Below are 21,415 nucleotides of genomic sequence, written 5' to 3' on the forward strand. Positions count from 1 at the left end.
CCTAATGCACCGTGCAGACCATGCAGGGATCGAAGCTGCGCACGATATGCTGGACCGAAAGCGGCGTGTCGTCGCCCGGCGCGACCGGCGCGCCTTCCAGCGCGGCCTCCAGCGGACCGGGGGTGCCCGAGGCGTCGCGCGGGCTGAAATTCCAGGTGGTGGGCGCCACGATCTGATAGGCGGCGATGCGGCCGTTCTCGACCCTCAGCCAATGGCCCAGCGCGCCGCGCGCGGCCTCGACCAGACCTGCGCCCGCGCCATCGCGGATCTCGGGGGCCGGGTCCATGAAGGCGGCGCCGGTGTCGAGGTCGCGCACCAGATCCTCCATCAGGATCTGGGTCCGCGCAAGATCCAGAAGCCGCCCCGCCACCCGGGCCAGAACGCCGCCGCCCGCCAGATCGCAGGCCAGCGGATGGCCCGCCACGACCTGCCGCGCCAGCGCGCCCGTCTCGTAGCCAAGCCCGTCCAGCCTCGGCGCCTTGCACCAGCTATAGGCGGTCTCGCGCATCTCGTCGTCGGGCAGGGTCTGGCCCGCGGCCGGATGCGCGGCCCCGCCCAGCATCCAGGCATGCGAGACATCCTCGATGAGCCCGCCCAGATCGAGCGGCGACAGCCCGCCCGCGCGCCAGATGCCGGGGCCGAAACCGTATCCCTCGGCCAGCGGATAGGCCCCGAAGGACAGATACCGCCCCGATCCCCGGCCCAGCGCGTCGAGATCGAGATCGGCCGCGATCTCCAGAAACAGACCCGCATCGCCCTGCCCCCAGCGCAGCAGCGCGGCACGGGTTTCAAGGGCTGCGAAGGCTTCGAGCGGGGCGCCGAACAGCGTTCCTTCCAGATAGCGGCGGAAGGCGGTGAGCGTCGCCATGATCCGCACCTTGTCGCGCGGCCCAGGCGCGCGGGTGACGCCGCCGGGCTGGATCGCCAGCGTGTGGGGCCACTTGCCCGCAAGGGTACCGAGAATATGCATGAGCGCCGCCCGCGCCTCGATGGCCGCCCGCTGGGCAGCCCCCTCCACCGCCGTGAACCGCTCGACCGCGCGGGGATGCCAGGGACGGTCGGCATAGGCGGGCCGCGCGAAATCGGGCATGAAGAACAGGTTGAAATGAAAGAGATGGTCCGAGACATTCTCGACCGCATGGATCAGTGCCGCCATCGCCGCCCCCTGCGGCGCGGGCATGTGGCCGCCCGCCGCGGCCAGTGCCCGGGCCGCCGCCGCCGACTGGCTGATCGAGCAGATGCCGCAGATCCGCGGCGTCAGCGTCAGCGCGTCCGAGGCCGGGCGGCCCAGCAACATCCGTTCGAACCCGCGATAGAGCGGCGCGTTCACCCGCGCGCCACGTACCCGGCCGTCCTCGACATCGAGATGGACCTCGAGATCGCCCTCGACCCGGTTGAAGGGGCCGACGATCAGCCGCGTGCCGGTCATGCGCGGGGCTTCCTCGGTCCGGGCAGCACCTCGACCCGGTCGGCGACGGCGTTCCTCGACAGCCGCTCGGGCGTCGCGGCCTTCGACAGCGAGGCCAGCGCCATGAACCAGGCCTTGGGCATGTCGGCGGGCAGGCCCACGGGGATGCCCGCGACCTTGGGCGTCGCCGTGAAGGCGTGGCGCGGTTCCTCGAATTCGGGCGCGGTGCAAGAGATGCAGGGATAGCCCGCGCGGGTGCAGCTTCCCTGCCCGTTCCAGGGCCGGATGTTGCAATCGCCCACGGCCTGGGTGCCGACGCAGCCCAGATGCTCCATCATGCAGCCCATTTCGCACAGCGTGGTGGCGCTGGCCTTGTATTCGTAAAACTCGTTGCGCGGACAGCCATGGTGCACCAGATGCTCGGCGTAAAAGCGCGGCCGCGCGAAGCTGTCGAGACCGGAAGGCCCGAGCGCCCCCGCCGCCAGCAGCATCAGCGTCTCGCCGACCCAGTCGGGATGGGTCGGGCAGCCCGCCACATTGATCACCGGCAAGCCGCCCCGACCGCGGAAATCGGCCGCGAGGATGCCTCCCGGATGCGCGCCCTCGAATTGCAGCCCGGCTGCGTCCGAGGGGTTGCCGCCCGCGCTGGTCACGCCGCCGAAGGCCGCGCAGGAGCCCACCGCCACCACATGATCGGCCCGGGGCGCCAGCCGGTCGACCCAGTCGAGCATCGACCGCCCGGTCCCCGACAGCATCTGATAGCGCCCGGTGCCGTTCGGCCCGCGCGCAACCGCGCCCTCGACACAGAGGATGTCGAGCGGGATCTCGCCTTCGGCCGCCCGGTCCAGAAGCGCCCGCGCCTCGGCCCCGGTTTCGACCGAGAGCGAGGGATGCCAGAGAAACCGCAGCCCCGCACCCGCCATCAGATCGGGCAGCGAGGGGCTTTCGGCGCAAAGCAGCGACATGGTGCAGCCGCCGCACCCCGCCGCCTGAAGCCAGAGCACGTTCTTCATGCCGTGGCCTCGGCCAGCGGCAGGTCGATGCGAAAACAGGCGCCCCGGTCGGCGGGGCAAAGCCGCAGCTGGCCGCCATGCTCCTCGGCGATCTTGGCGCTGATCGCGAGACCAAGCCCGGTGCCCTGCCCGACCGCCTTGGTGGTGAAGAACGGATCGAAGATCAGCGTGCGGACGGCGTCGGGCACACCCGGGCCGTCATCGGCCACGCTCAGTACCGCGCGCCCGTTCTCGGCCGCGACCGACAGATCGACACGGCCGCCCTCCTCGACCGCGTCGAGCGCATTCTGCACGAGGTTCATCACCACCTGCTGGACATGCCCGGGACGGCCCAGCGCCATCACCGACGCGCTGCCGGGAAAGCCGATCCCGACCGCGCGTTTCGACCCGCGCATGACCCAGCTGGCGGCGATGCGGGCGGTCTCGGCCAGGTCGAAGGCCACCATCTCGCCCGCCCCGTCCGAAGACAGCCGTCGCAGGTCCTCGACGATGTCGCGCACCCGCTCGGCCCCGTCGCGCGCGCCCGCCACCGCCTCGCGCAGGTTGCGGATCTCGCGGTCGAGCCGCAGATCCTCGCGCAGCCGCACCAGATCGGCCCGGTCGGCCCCGGCCTGCACCTTGTCGAAATAGGTCTCGAACTTGGTGGCATAGCGGTCGAGCGCATGGGCATTGGCATAGACGAAACTGATCGGGTTGTTCAGCTCATGCGCCACCCCGGCCAGCAGTCGGCCCAGAGAGGCGAGCTTTTCGTTCCTGACCAGAAGGGTCTGCGCGGCCTTCAGCTCGTCATGGCTGGCGGCAAGCTGGGCATAGGCCTGGCGCAGTTCGCCCAGCGGGCGGCCGGTCAGGACATGCCCGGTGACCCGGCTGCGCTCGTCCAGCCGGGGCGACAGCGACAGTTCCAGCGGCGTGGTGTCCCCGGCCGCGATCAGCCCGGCCTCAAGCGTGACCGGACGGCGGTCGAGTGCCGCCCGCTGCATCGCCGCGACCAGCGCCGGGCGGTCGCTTTCGGCGAAGAGCTCGGCCACCGGCCGGCCGACAAAGCCCGCCGTCGACGCCCCGGTGCGCGCGGCGAGCGAGGCCGACACCTCCTCGACGCGGCCCGAGCGCGACACCACGATCAGCACGTCAGAGACCGAGGCGAGGATCGAGCCGAGGAAGGAACGCATGGTTTCCAGCTCTGCGTTCTTGGCCTCGAGCCGTTCCTGATAGTCGATGAGATCGGCATAGGTGCGGTCGACGGCGGACAGCACCTCGGCCCAGACCGCGTCCGAAAGCTCGCCCTCGCCAGAGACGAGGCCCCTGGTGATATCCCGCGCCATCGGCCCTCCTTCGGGCGGAGGATACAGGCCGCGGCGGCCGCCGCAAATCAATTCGCGTGGTGGTGGCGGCGACGCACGCCCGCCGGGCGTCCCGGCAGGTCGAGCCTCGCATCGGCCCGCGGCGTCTCGGACACCACCCTGCCTTTCGAGATCACCGCCAGCCGGGCGGGCCGCAGCCGGATCGCCTCGATCGCGTCGCCCGCATCGAGGATCACCAGCGAGGCCCGGGCGCCCTCGTAAAGCCCGTAGCCCTCCAGATGCAGGATCTTCGCGCTTTCGGTGGTGGCCATCTCGAAGCACTGCCGCATCTCGGCGGGCGAGGTCATCTGCGCCACGTGCAGCCCCATGAAGGCCACGTCCAGCATGTCGGCGGTGCCCAGCGGATACCACGGATCGCGCACGCAGTCCTGACCCCAGCCGACGGTGATGCCATGGGCCTGCATCTCCTTCACCCGGGTCAGGCCGCGCCGTTTGGGGAAGCTGTCATGGCGGCCCTGGATCACGATGTTGATCAGCGGGTTCGGCACGGCGGACAGGCCCGCCTCGGCCATCAGCGGCAGCAGTTTGGACACATAGTAATTGTCCATCGAGTGCATCGAGGTCAGGTGGCTGCCATTGACCCGGCCCTGAAGGCCCAGCCTTTGCGCCTCGTAAGCCAGCGTTTCCACATGGCGGCTGAGCGGATCGTCGGTCTCGTCGCAATGCATGTCGACCAGAAGCCCGCGTTCGGCGGCGATCTCGCACAGTTCTCGCACCGAGGCGCGGCCGTCTTCCATCGTGCGCTCGAAATGCGGGATGCCGCCGACCACATCGACGCCCATGTCGAGCGCGCGGAGCGTGTTGGCCTTTGCCGTCGGGTCGCGCAGGAAACCGTCCTGCGGGAAGGCCACCAGTTGCAGGTCGAGATAGGGTTTTACCGTCTCGCGCACCTGCAACATCGCCTCGACGCCCTTGAGGCTGTCATCGCAGGTATCGACATGACTGCGGATCGCCAGAAGCCCCTGGCTTACCGCCCAGTCGCAATAGGCCAGCGCCCGCTCGACCATCTGATCGACGGTCGCGATCTGTTTCAGCTCGCCCCAAAGCGCAATGCCTTCCAGAAGCGTGCCCGAGGCGTTGATCCGGGGCGTGCCGTAGCTCAGCGTCGCATCCATGTGGAAATGCGGATCGACAAAGGGCGGGCTGACCAGATCGCCCGCCGCGTCGATGACCCGCGCGGCCGTCGAGCCGGACAGATCGCCGATGGCGGCGATGCGGTCCTTCACGATCCCGATATCCCCCACCTGTCCGTCGGGAAGGTTGCCATCGGTGATCAGAAGGTCGAACTCGGCCATTTAGCGGTCTCCGCGATTATAGGGTGTCATCAGGGCGGCGGGCACCTCGGCCCGGCGCGACATCAGGACCAGCGCCAGGATCGACAGCACATAGGGCACCATCAGAAAGACCTGGTAGGGGATGTCGGCGCCCAGAGGCGTCTGCTGAAGCCTGATCTGAAGCGCGTCGAAACCCGCGAACAAGAGCGCGCCGATCAAAGCCTTGCCGGGACGCCACGCGCCGAAGACGACCAGAGCGATACAGATCCAGCCGCGCCCGTTCACCATCTCGAAAAAGAAGGACGAGAAGGCCGACATGGTCAGGAAGGCGCCGCCCACGGCCATCAGCCCCGACCCGGCCATCACCGCGCCGATGCGGATCGCGGTGACCGAAAGGCCCTGCGCCTCGACCGCCGAGGGGTTCTCGCCCGCGGCCCTCAGCGCCAGTCCCAGCGGCGTGCGATAGAGGATCAGCGCGACGGCGATCACGCAGGCGAAGGCCAGATAGGTCAGGGCGGTCTGGGAAAAGAGCGCCTCGCCGAAGAAGGGCAGGTCCGAGAGGCCGGGGATGTGGACGGGCTGAAACGGCTCGATCCGGGGCGGGCTTGTCACCTCGGGCAGCGACAGGCGGTAGGCGTAATAGGCGCTGGAGGTTGCAAGCAGCGTGATCCCCAGCCCCACCACGTGCTGCGACAGCCCGAAGGGCACGGTCAGCAGCCCGTGCAGCGCGCCGAAGGCCATGCCGGTCAGGAGCGCGACCAGCAGCCCCGGCCAGAGCCCGAGCCCCGCATAGACGGCCATCCAGCCCGCGAAGGCGCCCGCGACCATGATCCCCTCGATCCCGAGGTTCAGCACGCCCGCGCGTTCGCAGATCAGCTCGCCCATGGTGGCGAAGATCAGCGGCGAGGCGATGCGCAGGACCGCCGCCCAGAAGCTGGCGGACAGAAGGATGTCGAGGATCTCCATCAGCCCCTCACCACGCGGAATTTCGTCAGAAGGATCGCCAGCACCATCGACAGCAGCGCCACCGCGACCGAGATGTCGGCAATATAGGTGGGCACGTCGGCCGCGCGGCTCATGCTGTTGGCACCGACGAAGACGCCCGCCACAAAGATCGCCGAGGCGACGACGCCCAGCGGGTGCAGAAGCGCCAGCATCGCAACGACGATGCCGGTGTAGCCAAAGCCCGGGCTCAGATCCAGGGTCAGGTTGCCCTTGAGCCCAGCCACCTCGGAAAAGCCCGCCAGCGCCGCCAGCCCGCCCGACAGAAGCGCGGTCTTGACGATCACCCGGTTGACCGGGATGCCAGCAAAGCGCGCGGCCTGCGGGTTCAGCCCCACGGCGCGGATTTCATAGCCGAGCGTGGTGCGGATCTGGATCAGCCAGACCGAGACCGCCGCGATCAGCGCCAGCCCGAAGCCCCAGTGCAGCCGCAGCCCCTCGATCAGGCGCGGCAGCCGCGCATCGCGCGGGATGGGCGGCGATTTCGGCCAGCCCATGCCCATCGGGTCCTTCAGCGGGCCTTCCAGCAGCATCGAGATCAGCAGCAGCATGATGAAGTTCAGCAAAAGTGTCGTGACGACCTCGTCGACGCCGAGCCTCAGTTTCAGCACCGCAGGCCCCAGCAGCACCAGCGCCCCCGCAAGGATCGCCGCCAGCGCCATCGCGGGGATCGCGACCGGGCCTGGCAGGCCGAGTTGGGTCCCCACCAGCACCGTCAGCAGGGCGCCCGCGTAAAGCTGCGCCTCGGCGCCGATGTTCCATAGCTTCGCGCGGAAAGCGACGGCCACGGCGAGCCCGGTGAAGATCAGCGGGGTCGCACGGTTCAGCGTCTCGAGCAGCGCGAACTTGGACCCGGCCGCCCCTTTCAGGATCAGCCCCAGCGTTGCGAAGGGATCGGCCCCCGCCAGCCGTGCCAGGACCGAGGCCACGACCACGGTGAAGGCCAGGGCCAGAAGCGGCAGGCCAAGGCGGCGCGCCAGCGAGGCGTTCCGGACCGGTTCAAGCCGCATGATCGAACCCCTGCCCGGCCATCCAGACGCCCAGTTCCGCCGGGGTCTTCGTGCCCCTCGGGAACCCGGGCGACAGCCGCCCCTCGGACATCACATGAATCACGTCGGAAAGCGCCAGGATCTCGTCGAGATCCTCGGAAATCAGCAAAACGGCCGCGCCGCCGTCGCGGGCCGCGATCAGACGGTCCTGCACATAGGTCAGCGCGCCGATGTCGAGCCCGCGCACCGGCTGGTTCGCCAGGATGATCCGGGGCGCGGTTTCCAGCGCCCGGCCCAGGATCAGTTTCTGCATGTTGCCCCCGGACAGAAGGCGGATGCGGGCCTCGGGGCCCGGACAGCGGACGTCATAGTCTTTGATGATCTTCTCGGCATGGGCGCGCGCGGCGCGCCAGTTCATCCAGCCCCGGCGGCTGTAGGGCGGCCGGGCATAATCTTCCAGCACCGCGTTCTCGGTCAGGGTGAAATCGGCGATCGACCCGGTCGCGTGCCGGTCCTCGGGAATGCGGCCGACGCCCGCCTGCAAGGCGGCACGGGGCGACCAGCGCTCGACACGCGCGCCCGCGACTTCGAACCGCCCGGCAGACGGTGCGGCCAGCCCCGAGACAAGATCGGCCAGCGCGCCCTGCCCGTTGCCCGAAACCCCGGCAAGCCCGGTGATCTGCCCGGCCCGGAGCGCAAGGCTGACCGATTTCAGCCCGGGGCGCGTGCCCTCGGGGGGCGTCGAGACGGCGTCCAGTTCCATCAGCGCAGACCCCGGACGGGCCAGCGACGGCGCGGGCAGGCGCACCTCGGCGCCCACCATCATCTCGGCCAGCCGGTGGCGGTCGGTCTCGGCGGTGGCGACCTCGCCCGCCACGCGGCCATGGCGCAAGACGATCACCCGGTCCGAAACCGCCATCACCTCGTGCAGCTTGTGGGAAATGAAGATGATCGACAGGCCGCGATCCACGGCCTTCTTCAGGGTGGCGAAAAGCGCCTCGGTTTCCTGCGGCGTCAGCACGGCGGTCGGTTCATCCAGGATCAGCACCCGCGCCTCGCGGTAAAGCGCCTTCAGGATCTCGACCCGCTGGCATTCGCCCACGGACAGGGTCCGGACCTTCGCCTCGGGGTGGACCGCAAGGCCAAAATCGCGCGACAGCGCCGCGATCCGCGCCCGCGCCTCGGCCCGACCGAGCCCGCCACGCCAGAGCGGACGGGTCCCGATCAGGATATTCTCGGTCACGGTCAGATTGTCCGCCAGGGTGAAATGCTGGTGCACCATGCCGACGCCCGCGGCCAGCGCCGCGCCGGGCTGGCCGGGCGGCAGGGCCTGCCCCATCACCTCGACCGTGCCCGCATCGGCCGTGTAATGGCCGAAGAGGATGTTCATCAGCGTGGTCTTGCCCGCGCCGTTTTCGCCCAGCAGGGCAAGGACCTCGCCCTGGTGCAGGGCGAAGCCGATAGCGTCATTGGCGGTGAGTGTCCCGAAGCGCTTGGTGATCCCCTCAAGCTTCAGGACAACCGGTCGCGGGTCGGCCATCAGGACGACTTGGGCTCGGTATCGTTGATCTCGACGGTCAAGCTGCCAGCCTTGATCGCGGCCTCGCGCTCGGCCACAAGATCCAGCGCCGATTGCGGCACCTTGCCCGCGAAGGTCCCGAGCGGCGCCAGCGAACAGCCGCCTTCCTTCATGAAGGAATAGGCCCCGTAATCGGCGGCCTCGAACGTCCCCGCCGCGACGCGGTCGAGCGCGGCCTGCAGGGTCGGCCCGAAATGCCAGAGCGCCGAGGCGACCACGGTGTCGGGATAGTCGGCCTGGGTGTCGATGACATTGCCGATGGCCAGCACGCCCTTTTCCTGCGCCGCGTCCGACACGCCGAAGCGTTCGGCATATAGCAGGTCGGCGCCGTTCTCGATCATCGCAAAGGCGGTTTCCTTGGCCTTCGGCGGGTCGAACCAGGACCCGATGAAGCTGACCTGGAAAGTGGCGTCGGGCTTGACCTCGCGCACGCCCGCCATGAAGGCATGCATCAGCCGGTTCACCTCGGGGATCGGGAAGCCGCCCACCATGCCGATATTGCCGGTCTTGGTCATCGCCCCCGCGACGATGCCCGAGAGATACGAGGCGTCCTGGATATAGTTGTCGAACACCGCGAGATTCGGATAGGCGTCGTCCGGCGGGAAGGACGACCCCAGCAGGAACGCCGTCTCGGGATAGTCCAGCACGACCTCGCGGGCCTCCTGTTCGACCCCGAAGATCTCTCCCATGATCAGCTGAACGCCGGATTCGGCGTATTCACGCATCACCCGAGGATAGTCGGTATTGGCGGTGTTCTCGCTGAAGGTGTAGTCGATCAGCCCGGCTGCCTTTGCGGCCTCGGCGGCCTTGTGCAGCCGGCTCACCCATTGCTGTTCGACCGGAACCGTGTAGATGCCGGCCACGCTGATCGGCTCGGCCGCCAGTCCGCGCCGCGGCCAAAGACCCATCCCCGCCGCCGCAACCGCCCCGGCGCTGCCAAGCAGCATCCCACGCCGCCCGATCGCGATCCCGTCCCGCGTTTTCGCCATTCGATCTTCCCCTGTACCTGAATCCCCGTCACTGGCGGCATTCGGCGCCATCGGACGGGGTTTTTGAACGGGCCGAGAGTGGCACGGGCGCCCGGCGAAGGGAAGTCCGCTCGTTTCCCGGGCAGCCCTGCGCCGACTGCCCGCCGGATAGGCAGCGCCGGGCGGTCAGATCGACCCGGCCTCGACCATGTAATTGCTGGCGCTGCACATGGCGGCATCGTCCGAACTCAGGAACACGACCATCCGCGCCACATAGACCGGGTCGATCAGGTCGGGCAGGCACTGCCGCCTGCGATGCTGTTCCAGCTTCTCGGGCGTGACCCAAAGGGCCTTCTGCCGCTCGGTCATGATCCAGCCGGGGACCACTGTATTGACCCGGATGCGGTGCGGGCCGAGATCGCGCGCCAGGGTCCGGGTCAGCCCGTGCACCGCGGCCTTGGCGGTGGCATAGGCGGGAAAGCCGCCCACCGCCTCCATCCAGGAATTCGAGGCAAGGTTGACGATGGCCCCGCCGCCCGCCGCGATCATGTCCGGGGCCACGGCCTGGATCGCGAAGAACATGTGGCGCAGGTTGGTGGCCATGCGCTCGTCCCAGTAGTCGGGCGTGACCCCGGCCCAGTCGTGACGGTCGTCGCGGGCGGCATTGTTGACCAGCACCTCGGCCGGACCGATCCGGGTCTTCAGCGCGGCGAAAGCGTCCCTGAGCGCCGCGATGTCGCGCAGATCGCAGGTCTCGTGATGAACCTCGCCGCCCAACCGGTCGCAAAGCGCTCTGGCCGCCGCGCCGTCCAGATCGACAAATCCCACCCGCGCGCCCTGCGCCGCGAAGGCCGCGACGATCTCGGAGCCGATGCCCGAGGCGCCGCCGGTCACATAGACCCGGCGCCCCCTGAGACTGGGGTAGATGGCGAAATCGCGGGTCATGTCTGTCCTCCCTGCCCCTGCGCTTGGGCCGCCATTGTCGAAGCGCATGCGCCTGCGTCAAGCGGCCGATTCGGCATAGGGGAACGGGTCCGGCCGCGTCCGGCGGGTCAAAGCAGGGCATTTTCCGGGCACATGACAGGAATTGCGGCAGATCCGCAGCGACGACGCGGCGATCCGATGCGCCTGTTGCAAGGGCTGCATGGCGGCAATTCCGGGTCGTCGATTGCGCGCGCGCGGAATTTCCATAGATGTCGGGCGCGCACGAACAGAGGATATTCCCATGACCAGCCTGACCCGGGCCGCGCCGAATTCGGCCCTTTCCTTCCGCCTTTCGGCCCTCGCCGAGACCCTTCTGCGGATCGGCCGCCGCAGCAGCCTCCGCCGCCAGACCGTTCGCGAGCTTTCGGCCCTGTCCGACCGCGACCTGAAAGATCTGGGCATCTTCCGCTGCGACATCCGCACGATTGCCGCCGAGGCCGCCCGGAACGCCTGAGGCGCGTTTGGATCGGCGTGGCCCACCCCGCCCCGATCCAGCCCCCCCCGCGCGACGCGGGTCCACAAGCCGCTTGACCCGATGAAGGACCTGACATACCTCTGTCGGGCCTTTCGCGGGTATGGTGAAATGGTATCACACGAGCCTTCCAAGCTCTTGGCGCGGGTTCGATTCCCGCTACCCGCTCCAGGCAATTCCCCCGCTTGACGCAACAGGGCCATGCCTGGGACGGACGTGCGCTGTCGGCGCCTGCTTGCGGCACGAACCGGGTCCAGCCTTCGCGGCCCGCCAGCTCCTCGCCTCTTCCCCGACCTCACCGCGATACCCGGGGCACCGCAGGCCGACCGGCCGTCGGGTTCCTTGGGCGCTTGCGTCCGTGTCCTATCGCCTTTAGCCCTTTCGCTCAGGGAGAAAGACTGACCGCCCGGGATCGGGTCGGCAAGGTTTCGGCCATGGACAGCCACGAGAGGGGAGGCTCGTGCAGCAGATACTATTCCGCGAAGCATTCATCAGACGCCTGTCACGCTATCGGGTGACGGTTCCCAGGGGGTCAGAGGCCACCGGGGTCTCGAAAGGCATTCTCAAAAAGCTCAAACAGCGCGGCGTCGCGCCCACCAAAGTCGAGCCCACCGAAGCGGAAACCGCCGTGAAGATCGCCAGGTGTTTCGGCAAGACGGTCGAACAGTTTCTGGACAACGCTGACAGCCCGAAGGCCGAGGCCCTCCCTGGCAAGATCGGCCGGTTTGGCGATACAGGGAAAGAAAGGCTGGACGGGCTGCCGGCGCGGCGGCGCCGCTCTGGCTGAGGCATCCCGCTGGCCGGTCGGCGGCACGGGCATCGGCACATATGAAACGGGTTTCGAAAAGCGGATCGGATGTCAGAAAATCGGGAAGAAACCGCAAGCCTCCTGAGCACGGCCAGCATCCTGATCGTCGATGACGAACCCGGGATGCGGCACTTTCTGGTCAAGACGCTGCGCCCGCTTTGCCGCGCCGTGGACGAGGCGCCCGACACCGAGGCGGCCGAACGGCTGCTGGCCGCCCGGCAGTATGACGTGATGGTCCTCGACAACCTGATGCCCGGCAGAAAGGGCCTCGACTGGCTGCAGACCCAGCGCGACCGGGGCGGATTCACCGATACCATCATGATCACCGCCTATGCCGACCTGCAGACCGCCATCGAGGCCATGCGCGCCGGGGTTTCCAATTTTCTTCTGAAACCTTTCCGGTCGAACCAGATCCTGAACGCGGTCGGCCGCTGTCTGGAACTGGCAAGGCTGAAACGCGAGAATTTCCTTTTGCGCCGCGAGCTTGAAACCGGTGCCTCCGGGACCCGCCGCCGCGAGTTGATCGGCCAGTCGCCCGCCATCGCCGAGGTGCGCCAGATCCTCGAGCGCGTCGCGCCGCTTTCGACTCCGGTGCTGATCCTGGGCGCATCCGGGTCGGGCAAGGAGGTCGCGGCGCGGCATATCCATTGCCATTCCGGCCGCAGCGGCGCCCCTTTCGTGGCGATCCAGTGCGGCGCGATCCCCGCCGACATGATCGAATACGAACTGTTCGGCCATGCCGCGGGCGCCTTTCCCGGCGCACGGTCGGGGCGCGAGGGGCTGCTGGCCTCGGCCTCGGGGGGCACGGTCTTTCTGGACGATGTCAGCGAACTGGGCGCCAATGCCCAGACAGCGCTGCTTCGGGTTCTCGAAGACGGCGTCATCCGCCCCATCGGCACCGAGCGCGACATACAGCTTCAGCTGCGCTTCGTGATCGCCTCGACCAAACCGCTGCAAAAGGAAGTGCAGGAGGGGCGGTTCCGCGAGGATCTGCTGTTCCGCATCAATGTGGTCGAAGTCCGGATGCCCGCCCTGAAAGAGCGGAGCTCGGACATTCTGGAGCTGGCCGAGCTTTTTCAGTCCGAACTGTCGGCCGCGCTGAACCTGCCCCGGCTTGACATGACCTCGTCCGTGCGGTCGGCCATGCTGCGCCACGACTGGCCGGGCAACATCCGGGAATTGCAGAATTTCATCGAACGCGCGCTGATCTTCGGGCGCTTTCCGGTCGAAACCCTGGGGCCGCCGCAGACCGGCACCGAGATCACGCCCCTGGAAGACATCGAGCGGCGCGAGATCCTGCGGGCGCTCGAGGCGCTGGACGGCAACCGGTCCGAGGCGGCGCGCCGCCTGGGGGTCTCGCGCAAAACCATCGACCGGAAATGCGCGGCCTGGGGCCTTTAGCCGATGCCACGCCTGCCCGGCATCCTCCGTTCGGTCAGGGTCCGCCTGCTGGTGATCGCGCTCTTGCCGATGCTGGTGCTTCTGCCGGTCATGCTGGGCGGCGCGATGTGGCGCTGGTCGGCCAAGATCGACAACCTGCTCGTGACCAAGGTCACCGGCGATCTGACCATCGCCGACCAGTACCTTGCCCGGTTGATCGAGATGTCGGGAGAGCGGGTGGACGCGGTCGCCCGGTCGGTCGATCTGCGCGAGGCAATCGGGGCCGGGCGACAGGCGGTCTATCTGGAAGGCGAACGCCAGCGGCTGGGGCTCGACTTCCTGCGCATCGCCGCGCCGCGGCCCCGGGAACGGGCCTGGCCGGTGATTGCCGCAGCCCTCGACGGCCAGCGGCAAAGCGCGATCGACATTTTCGACGCAGATCAGCTTGAGGCCCTCGCGACCGGGCTGGCCGAGCGCGCGGAAATCGCCCTGGTGACGACCCGCGCGGCGGTTCCGACGGACCGCACCGACGAGACGCGCGGGATGATCATCCACTCGGCCGCGCCGCTGGTGCTGCCCGATGGCACGCGGGTCGCGCTGGTGGGGGGCCGGCTGCTGAACCGGAACCTCGATTTCATCGACACGATCAATGCGCTGGTCTATCGCGACCGGAGTCTGCCCGCTGGCAGCCAGGGCACCGCCACGCTGTTTCTCGACGATGTGCGCGTCTCGACCAATGTGCGTCTGTTCGAGGCTGTCCGCGCCCTTGGCACGCGGGTCTCGGCCGAGGTGCGCGCGCAGGTGCTGGACGAGGGGCGGATCTGGCTCGACCGCGCCTTTGTCGTCAACGAGTGGTATATCTCGGCCTACGAGCCGATCCTCGACAGCTTCGGACGCCGGGTGGGAATGCTCTATGTCGGCTTTCTCGAAACCCCGTTCCGCGAGGCCAAGCGCACCTCGATCCTGGCACTCGGCGCGGCCTTCGTGCTGATCGCGCTGGTGTCGGTCCCGGTCTTCCTGCGCTGGGCACGCCACATCTTCCGGCCCCTCGAGGGCATGACCCGCACCATCGCGCAGGTCGAGGCCGGAGACCTGGCGGCGCGCAACCACCCGCCTGAAGCGGGTGGCGAGATCGCCCAGCTCGCCCGCCATTTCGACAGCTTGCTCGACCGCCTGCAGGCGCGCGACCGCGAACTGCGCAGCTGGGCCGAAAGCCTCGAGACCCGGGTCGAGGAGCGCACGCGCGACCTGCGCGCCGCCAATCTGCGGCTCGAACGGACCACCGAACGGCTGATCATGTCCGAGAAGCTGGCCGCGGTGGGCGAGATCACCGCCTCGGTCGCGCATGAGATCAACAACCCGGTCGCGGTGATCCAGGGCAATCTGGACCTTGCGCGCAGCACACTGGGCGCCGAGGCCGACAAGGTCGCCGAGGAATTCGCGCTGATCGACGATCAGGTCTACCGGATCGGCGTCATCGTCTCGAAGCTGCTGCAATTCGCCCGTCCCGAGGATTATTCCGGTTCGGCCGATCTGATCGCACCCGCCGAGGTGGTGAAGGACTGTCTGGTGCTGACCCGCCATCAGGTTCAGGCAGCCGGGATCGTGTGCGAGGTCAGGGCCGAGGGCACGGGAACCGTCGCGGTGTCCCGCACCGAATTGCAGCAGGTCATCGTGAACCTCATCCTGAACGCGGTCCATGCCATGCCCGATGGCGGCAGCCTGAGGGTGGTCGCAAATGACTGCAAGGACGGGGTCGAGGTGACGGTAGAAGACAGCGGGACCGGTATCGCCCCCGAGGTCCTGCCCCGGATCTTCGATCCGTTCTTCACGACGAAACAGGCGCAGGGCACCGGGCTTGGCCTGTCGATCAGCCAGCAGATCGTGAGTCGGGCCGGCGGCCGGATCACCGCCGCGTCGATCCCCGGGCAGGGAAGCCGGTTCCGGGTTTTCCTGCCCTCCGCCCAGAAAACGTGACCGGTCCGGGTCCGGACAGGATGACGCAGTTTTCGGGTGCGATCGGGCAACCTCGGGACAAAATGTCCAACCGCAGGGGATGCGCCCCCTGCGAAAGCGACAAAAATTCCGACATCGCCTTGTTATAAATAAGAAATTCAGTTGACAGCACAAGCCCCTGGCTGGCTTTTTGCTGATGGCATGCGACAGCATGCTGCCGGGGTGGCCTGGAGGAGACCGCCCGCGGCGCCAATCAAGGGAGGAACATCATGAGCAACGCCTCAGGCGGCGCGCTTGGCTTCTTGCACAAGAGCCATATCGTGGCCGAACCCGGTTTCAACCGCTGGCGCGTCCCGCCGGCATCCATCGCGATCCATCTTTGCATCGGCTCGGTCTATGCCTGGTCGGTCTTCAACCCGCCGCTGACCCGCGAACTGGGCGTCGTGACCTCGGGGGCCGATGACTGGACGCTTGGGTCCGTGGTCTGGATCTTCTCGGTCGCCATCGTCTTTCTGGGCCTTGCGGCCGCCTTCGCAGGCAAATGGCTCGAAGAGGTCGGCCCGCGCATGGTCGGCGTCGTCGCCGCGATCCTCTGGGGCGGCGGGTTCATCATCGGCTCGTTCGGGATCTCGGCGCACCAGCTCTGGCTGGTCTATCTCGGCTATGGCGTGCTTGGCGGCTGCGGGCTGGGGCTGGGCTATGTCTCGCCGGTCTCGACCCTGATCCGCTGGTTCCCCGACCGGCGCGGCATGGCGACCGGCATGGCGATCATGGGCTTTGGCGGCGGCGCGATGATCGCGGCCCCGGTCAAGGGCTGGCTGCTCGACCTGTTCAAGCGGGCGCCAGACTATCTGGGGCCGCAGGACGCGGTGGCGACCGTCGTCGAGGGCGGCCGGATCTTCGCCGAAACCGCCGCCGGCAAGGTCGAGGTGGTCGCGGCCTCGGCCAAGCAGGCCGCCGAATTCGGGGGCGAGGCAGGCCTTTACGTGGTCGGTACCGGGGCTACGGGGGCCGCGCAGACCTTCCTGACGCTGGGCATCGTCTATCTGGTCGTGATGATCTTCGCCGCCTTCCAGTACCGCGTCCCGGCCGAGGACTGGAAACCGGCCGGCTGGTCGCCGAAACCGGTGGCCTCGGGCATGGTGTCCCAGAACAACGTGCATATCGACCAGGCCCTGAAGACCCCGCAATTCTGGCAGATGTGGGTCATGCTCTGCTTCAACGTGACGGCGGGAATCGGCGTGATCGGCGTCGCCAAGACGATGATGTCGGAGATCTTCGGCTCGGTGATGCCGCTGGTCGTCACCGCCGCCTTCGCCTCGACCTATGTGCTGATGATCTCGGTCTTCAACATGCTGGGGCGGTTCTTCTGGGCCTCGGCCTCGGACCATATCGGGCGCAAGGCGACCTACATGTGCTTCTTCGTGCTGGGCACCGCGCTGTACCTGTCGATCCCCTATTTCGCATCGGCCGTGGCGACCAACCCGGCGATGATCTATCTGATCGGCTTCTATGCCGCGACGATGATCATCTTCTCGATGTATGGCGGCGGCTTTGCCACCATCCCCGCCTATCTGGCCGACATGTTCGGCACCATGCATGTGGGCGGCATCCACGGTCGGCTGCTGACGGCCTGGTCCACCGCGGGCGTGCTGGGGCCGCTGGCCATCACCTCGCTGAGGCAGATGTCGGTGACCAACGCCATCCAGGATCTGGCCGGCCGGGTCGATCCGGCGGCCTTTGCCCAGAAGTTCGGGGCGCCGCTTGCGCAACTCGATCAACTGGTGGCGGCCAAGACCGTGACCATCGCGGGGCTGATGGAAATCGCGCCGGCAGGCACCATCGATCCGACGCCCTCGCTTTACAACACGACGATGTATTGCATGGCGGCGCTTCTGGTCGTGGCCTTCTTCGCCAATCTCTTCATGCGGCCGGTGCGCGAACATCACCATCACGACGAACCGGAACTGAGGGCGATCCCGGTCGAATAAGCGGAACGCCCCGGTCCGCCTGCGGGCGGGCCGGGGCGCGCGCGCCGCTGCCGGAACCTGCGACCGGATCTGGACGTGGGTCTTTCCACAGGCGCTGCTTTCTGATAATAACCGTCAGGAATTGGCTGGCCTCACGTCCGGCCGCGCCCTTATCCGTCAGGCCCAAGCCGTCCGCCCGGTCCCCTGCGCTCATTGCCCATCAGAGGTGCAGATGAACGTTCACAGACCGGCGGCAGAGCGCCGCGACGCAGACGCCTTCTTTGCCCGGATCTCGACCGACCCGCTGGCCGATGCGTTTTCCGGCCGGATGGGCGCGCATGCCCATGGCGGCGGAATGGCCGTACCCCCCGAGGAGGTGGCCGGTCTTTGGCACGGGCTGACAGCGGCGCCCCGCACCGGACCTTCAGTCGCCTATGTGCATGTGCCCTTCTGCGAAAACCGCTGCCTCTTCTGCGGTTTCTACCAGAACCCCTGGCGGCGCGAGCTGGGCGCGCCCTATGTGGACGCGGTGCTGGCGCAGCTTGAGGCGGGCGCCCGGACCGCGGCGCAGCAGGGCCACCCGCTGCGGGCGGTCTATCTGGGCGGAGGCACCCCGACGGCGCTGGCCGCGCGCGACATCGCGCGGCTGGTCGAGGGGGTGCACCGCCATCTGCCGCTGGCGCCCGATTGCGAGATCACTCTGGAAGGCCGGATCGTCAGCTTCGGGCTTGAAAAGGCGCGCGCGGCCTTCGACGCAGGCGTGAACCGCATCTCGCTTGGCGTTCAGACCTTCGATGACGGCGTGCGTCGCCGCATGGGCCGCAAATCGACCCGGGCCGAGACCGTGCGTTTTCTCGAGGGGCTGATGCGGCTGGACCGGGGGGCCGTGGTGATCGACCTGATCTACGGGCTGCCTGGCCAGGACCGGGCCACCTTCCAGGAGGATGTGCGTCTGGCCGCGGCGCTGGGGCTCGACGGGCTCGATCTCTATTCGCTGAAGTCGATCCCGGGCACCCCGCTGATGATGGCTCAGGACAAGGGCAAGCTTGCCGTCGCCGCACCCGGGGAACTCGGCCATTTCTATGCCGACGGCGCCGCCGAAATGGACCGCGCGGGCTGGGAGGCGATTTCGACGACCCATTGGCGGCAGGGCACGCGCGAACGCAGTCTTTATAATTTCGAGGTCAAGGCGGGGGCGCACTGCCTGGCCTTCGGCGCGGGCGCGGGCGGCAATCTGCAAGGCCACGGCTTTCGGATCGTGCCCGATCTCGACACATATCGCGAGCGGGCCGCGAACGGCGGCGCGGGGCTGGTCGCGGGACTGATACGGCCATCCCCGCTTGGCCCGGCCCATGCGGCCATCAAGGCTGGCATGGAACGGGGGCGGCTCGTGTTCGCCCCCGTGGACCGGGCCCTGGCGAGTTGCGGGGTCGGCGGCGGTTTCGAACCGCTTGCCGCGCCGCTGCTGGCGCAATGGCAGCGCGCCGGGTTGCTGACGGGGCATTCCATGTCGGTCGCACTGACGTTGGCCGGGCGGTTCTGGCAAGTCGCGATGACGGCCCGCCTGATCGCCTGGACCGATCTCCGCCTGAGCGAGGCCGAAAACGAAGCCCACAGGCGGGTGACAGCCTGACCTGCCCAAGAGCGGACGCCACTGCGACCGTCACCGCCCGGAACAATCCAAAGTCATGGCCATGGGTCGGCCCCTGTCCCAACAGAGGCGAACCTGACCTTCCCCCCGGAAACCGGGCCATTGCGAACTGGAATTTTCCACCTTTGACTGGACGAAGGAGGAAGACCCATGAAGCGGAAACGGTTCGTCGGCCCGGCACGGTCGGTCCAGCAATACCGACCTGTGCCGAAGGACGGCGCGGCGGTGGTCAAGCGCATGAAGGCGCTGGCGTCGGAGAACCGCCGATACGGCTATCCGCGGCTGCACGCCATGCTGCGGCGCGAGGGCCTGGTAGTGAACCACAAGCGGACCTACCGGCTTTACACCGACCAGGGTCTGCAAGTGAGAACGCGGAAGCGAAGGAGGCTGCCCCGCCGCGACCGGGTTGCCCCGCAGGTGCCGGAACGGCCGATGCAGCGGTGGTCGATGGATTTCGTTGGCGACCAGCTGGCCGATTGCCGACGGTTCCGCGTGCTCAATATTGTCGATGATCCCAGCCGGTTCTGTCCTGGCCAGATCGTGGACGTGTCGATCCCGGGCGCCAGGGTGGCGCGCTTCCTCGATGATCTGGCGCTGCGCTTCGGGTTGCCCGAGATGAAACCTCCGCGCGTCGGGCGATCGCTCAACCTGCGCCAATCGGCGTAAACATCAACCAAGCTCAAGTCCCAGCTGGATGAACGTTCAGTGGCAGGTCACCGGACCGCCATCATCAGCGCATCCATAACCAATGAGGCGTCCCGGTCCGCCTTCATGGACCATCCTGCCGAGAAAATTCCACGTTCGCGTCCCCCTAACCACGGGGAGGATTACCGCCGCCTTTGCCCCCTATCTTCCGGTTTCGCCCGAGCGAAATGATGCACTCTTCCTCGGCTTTGCCAACCGTTCTGGCCGGTGACCGGGGCAACCACAGGCTGCGGCCGATTGGCCCGGCTCCCCCCGGCCTGGAAGCGCCGCCCCCACTTTCGAAGCGCCGGACGCGACACGCCGCAGCGTCGGCATGTCAGCCAAGGCGCCGCAGTGCTCGATCACGCGGAAAATCGGCCGTCAGACGGCTTTCTTCGCGGCGGCAAGGCGTGTAAGAGCCGGGTTGGTTGATGTATCGGAAAGCTGAACATGTCACAACGAGACGATCGCGCGGAGTTCGAAGAAATTAAGCGGCGGCAGTCGTTGGCCCTCGGCAGAGACGAGGCGCTCCATGACAGGTCGTCGGCCATGTTCGAAGCCCTGAACGAGTACGATTTCAGCTATCTCTGGAGCTGGATGGGCGCCCCGATCATTCAGACGCCAACGGACATCATGGCGACGCAAGAGGTGATCTGGTCCTCGAAACCGGATGTCATCATCGAAACCGGGGTGGCGCGTGGCGGATCGGTTCTGTTCATGGCGTCGCTGCTGGACCTGATGGGCGCCGGCAAGGTGATCGGGGTCGACATAGACATTCGCGCTCATAACCGCGATACGATCGAAACCCATCCGATGTCGAAACGCGTGACCCTGATCGAGGGCGGCTCCGCCGATGCCGAGACCGTTGCCCGCGTCCGCGCCGAGATCCCCGATGGGGCCAGGGTCATGGTCGTTCTCGACAGTGACCACAGCCGCGACCACGTGCTGGCCGAATGTCGCGCCTATGGCCCGCTGGTGACCGAGGGATGTTACCTTGTCGTCGCGGATACGATCGTCGCGCACCTGCCAGAGGCGTCGAAGGCGCGCAACAGATCCCGTCGGCTCGAGCCCGGCAATGATCCGGCCGCGGCGGCCCTGGCCTATATGGCCGAGAACCCCGATTTCGAAGTCGACCCGGTCCTGAACGGCAAGCTGATCCTGTCGTCGTCACCCCGCGGCTATCTGCGGCGGAAGGCTGCCTGACCATGCGTCGGGCAGACAGCGTTGCGTTCTTCGGGCTACGTGACGACGCCTATTCCGAGATCGCCCTGACGCATCTGGAAACCCTGTTCGAGACCGTCATTCCGGTCCTGTCAACCAACGAGGTTCCCCCGACCTCGCCCGACCCCGGCGTTCTCGAAACGGACTGGTTGTTCTGCTTCAAATCCAAGACGATCTTCCGCGCCGCGACGCTTGAGGGGCTCGGAAAGGCTGCCATCAACTTTCACACTTCCTCGCCCGCCTATCCGGGCTCGGGGGGCGTGAACTGGGCCCTTTATAATGGCGACGAAAGCTCGGCGATCACGGTCCATCTGATAACCACGGATGTCGATGCGGGCCCCATTCTGGACGTTTCGGATTTCTCCTGCCGCGAGGCCCGGACCGTCGCGGATCTCCTGAAACTGACCTATCGCCATCATCTTCTGACCTTCCTGAGGGTCACTGCGGCGATTGCCCGCGACGGCATGGATTGGGTCGACCGCGCGCGTCTTGACAACAAGGCGCGGCACTGGGCGCCCAAAACCTATCGCTTGCGCGACCTTGAGGCCCTCAAGCGGCTGGATCCAGAGATGACGGAAGAGGAAGTCGCGCGTCGCATACGAGCCACCAGCTTCGGCCGTTACGGCCCGTTCGTCGAACTGCACGGCAAACGTTTCACTTTGTCCGAGTGACAAGAGGCCGATCATCCCCCGCCT

At 67.6% G+C, this 21,415-nt stretch carries 18 protein-coding genes and 1 tRNA gene; 10 read left to right on the forward strand and 9 right to left on the reverse strand.

What is annotated here, in order from left to right:
* Position 1: 1 nt before the first annotated feature.
* The 9 genes from EV657_RS06755 to EV657_RS06795 all read right to left on the reverse strand — a co-directional run bounded on the left by EV657_RS06755 (position 2) and on the right by EV657_RS06795 (position 10,539).
* Positions 2-1,429: a nickel-dependent hydrogenase large subunit gene (locus tag EV657_RS06755; RefSeq protein ID WP_134077452.1), complete on the reverse strand. Its 1,428-nt coding sequence runs from the start codon at positions 1,427-1,429 to the stop codon at positions 2-4.
* Positions 1,426-2,421, reverse strand: coding sequence for an NADH-quinone oxidoreductase subunit B family protein (locus tag EV657_RS06760; RefSeq protein WP_075784869.1), 996 nt, complete (start codon positions 2,419-2,421; stop codon positions 1,426-1,428). Before EV657_RS06760 ends, EV657_RS06755 begins: the two co-directional genes overlap by 4 nt.
* Entirely contained in the window at positions 2,418-3,743 is a 1,326-nt protein-coding gene (locus tag EV657_RS06765; protein WP_134077453.1) for a sensor histidine kinase, read from the reverse strand. The genes EV657_RS06760 and EV657_RS06765 overlap by 4 nt, the downstream gene beginning before the upstream one ends.
* A gap of 47 nt (positions 3,744-3,790) precedes the next feature.
* Positions 3,791-5,077, reverse strand: coding sequence for an amidohydrolase family protein (locus EV657_RS06770; protein ID WP_134077454.1), 1,287 nt, complete (start codon positions 5,075-5,077; stop codon positions 3,791-3,793).
* Entirely contained in the window at positions 5,078-6,022 is a 945-nt protein-coding gene (locus tag EV657_RS06775) for an ABC transporter permease (protein WP_134077455.1), read from the reverse strand.
* Entirely contained in the window at positions 6,022-7,068 is a 1,047-nt protein-coding gene (locus EV657_RS06780; RefSeq protein WP_134077456.1) for an ABC transporter permease, read from the reverse strand. Before EV657_RS06780 ends, EV657_RS06775 begins: the two co-directional genes overlap by 1 nt.
* Positions 7,058-8,587 (reverse strand): ABC transporter ATP-binding protein, encoded by a 1,530-nt coding sequence (locus EV657_RS06785; RefSeq protein ID WP_075784864.1) that lies wholly within the window; start codon positions 8,585-8,587, stop codon positions 7,058-7,060. The genes EV657_RS06780 and EV657_RS06785 overlap by 11 nt, the downstream gene beginning before the upstream one ends.
* On the reverse strand, positions 8,587-9,615 hold the full coding sequence (locus tag EV657_RS06790) for a BMP family protein (RefSeq protein WP_113670893.1): 1,029 nt from the start codon (positions 9,613-9,615) through the stop codon (positions 8,587-8,589). The genes EV657_RS06785 and EV657_RS06790 overlap by 1 nt, the downstream gene beginning before the upstream one ends.
* A 165-nt stretch (positions 9,616-9,780) precedes the next feature.
* Positions 9,781-10,539, reverse strand: coding sequence for an SDR family NAD(P)-dependent oxidoreductase (locus EV657_RS06795; RefSeq protein WP_134077457.1), 759 nt, complete (start codon positions 10,537-10,539; stop codon positions 9,781-9,783).
* 280 nt (positions 10,540-10,819) lie between these two features.
* Between EV657_RS06795 and EV657_RS06800 the strand changes: the two genes are divergently transcribed.
* From EV657_RS06800 to EV657_RS06845, 10 genes are all read left to right on the forward strand, one after another.
* A complete protein-coding gene (locus tag EV657_RS06800; RefSeq protein ID WP_113670895.1) occupies positions 10,820-11,032 on the forward strand; it encodes a DUF1127 domain-containing protein in 213 nt (70 codons plus the stop codon).
* 115 nt (positions 11,033-11,147) lie between these two features.
* A tRNA-Gly gene (locus tag EV657_RS06805) sits at positions 11,148-11,221 on the forward strand.
* Positions 11,222-11,510: 289 nt separating this feature from the next.
* A complete protein-coding gene (locus EV657_RS06810; protein ID WP_134077458.1) occupies positions 11,511-11,837 on the forward strand; it encodes a hypothetical protein in 327 nt (108 codons plus the stop codon).
* Positions 11,838-11,906: 69 nt separating this feature from the next.
* Positions 11,907-13,259 (forward strand): sigma-54-dependent transcriptional regulator, encoded by a 1,353-nt coding sequence (locus tag EV657_RS06815; RefSeq protein WP_134077459.1) that lies wholly within the window; start codon positions 11,907-11,909, stop codon positions 13,257-13,259.
* Between the two features lie 3 nt (positions 13,260-13,262).
* The gene (locus tag EV657_RS06820; protein WP_113670896.1) at positions 13,263-15,215 is read left to right on the forward strand and encodes a sensor histidine kinase; all 1,953 of its coding nucleotides are present in this window, start codon (positions 13,263-13,265) and stop codon (positions 15,213-15,215) included.
* Positions 15,216-15,463: 248 nt separating this feature from the next.
* Positions 15,464-17,185, forward strand: coding sequence for an OFA family MFS transporter (locus tag EV657_RS06825; protein ID WP_113670897.1), 1,722 nt, complete (start codon positions 15,464-15,466; stop codon positions 17,183-17,185).
* A gap of 211 nt (positions 17,186-17,396) precedes the next feature.
* On the forward strand, positions 17,397-18,797 hold the full coding sequence (gene hutW, locus EV657_RS06830) for a heme anaerobic degradation radical SAM methyltransferase ChuW/HutW (protein ID WP_134077460.1): 1,401 nt from the start codon (positions 17,397-17,399) through the stop codon (positions 18,795-18,797).
* Positions 18,798-18,965: 168 nt separating this feature from the next.
* Positions 18,966-19,481 carry an IS3 family transposase gene (locus EV657_RS06835; RefSeq protein ID WP_134077461.1) on the forward strand — a complete coding sequence of 172 codons (516 nt, stop codon included), beginning with the start codon at positions 18,966-18,968 and terminating at the stop codon, positions 19,479-19,481.
* 567 nt (positions 19,482-20,048) lie between these two features.
* The gene (locus EV657_RS06840) at positions 20,049-20,702 is read left to right on the forward strand and encodes a cephalosporin hydroxylase family protein (protein WP_208323235.1); all 654 of its coding nucleotides are present in this window, start codon (positions 20,049-20,051) and stop codon (positions 20,700-20,702) included.
* Between the two features lie 2 nt (positions 20,703-20,704).
* Entirely contained in the window at positions 20,705-21,391 is a 687-nt protein-coding gene (locus tag EV657_RS06845) for a formyltransferase family protein (protein WP_134077463.1), read from the forward strand.
* The last annotated feature ends 24 nt before the right edge of the window (positions 21,392-21,415 follow it).

Source organism: Rhodovulum visakhapatnamense, assembly GCF_004365965.1.
Lineage (GTDB): Bacteria > Pseudomonadota > Alphaproteobacteria > Rhodobacterales > Rhodobacteraceae > Rhodovulum > Rhodovulum visakhapatnamense.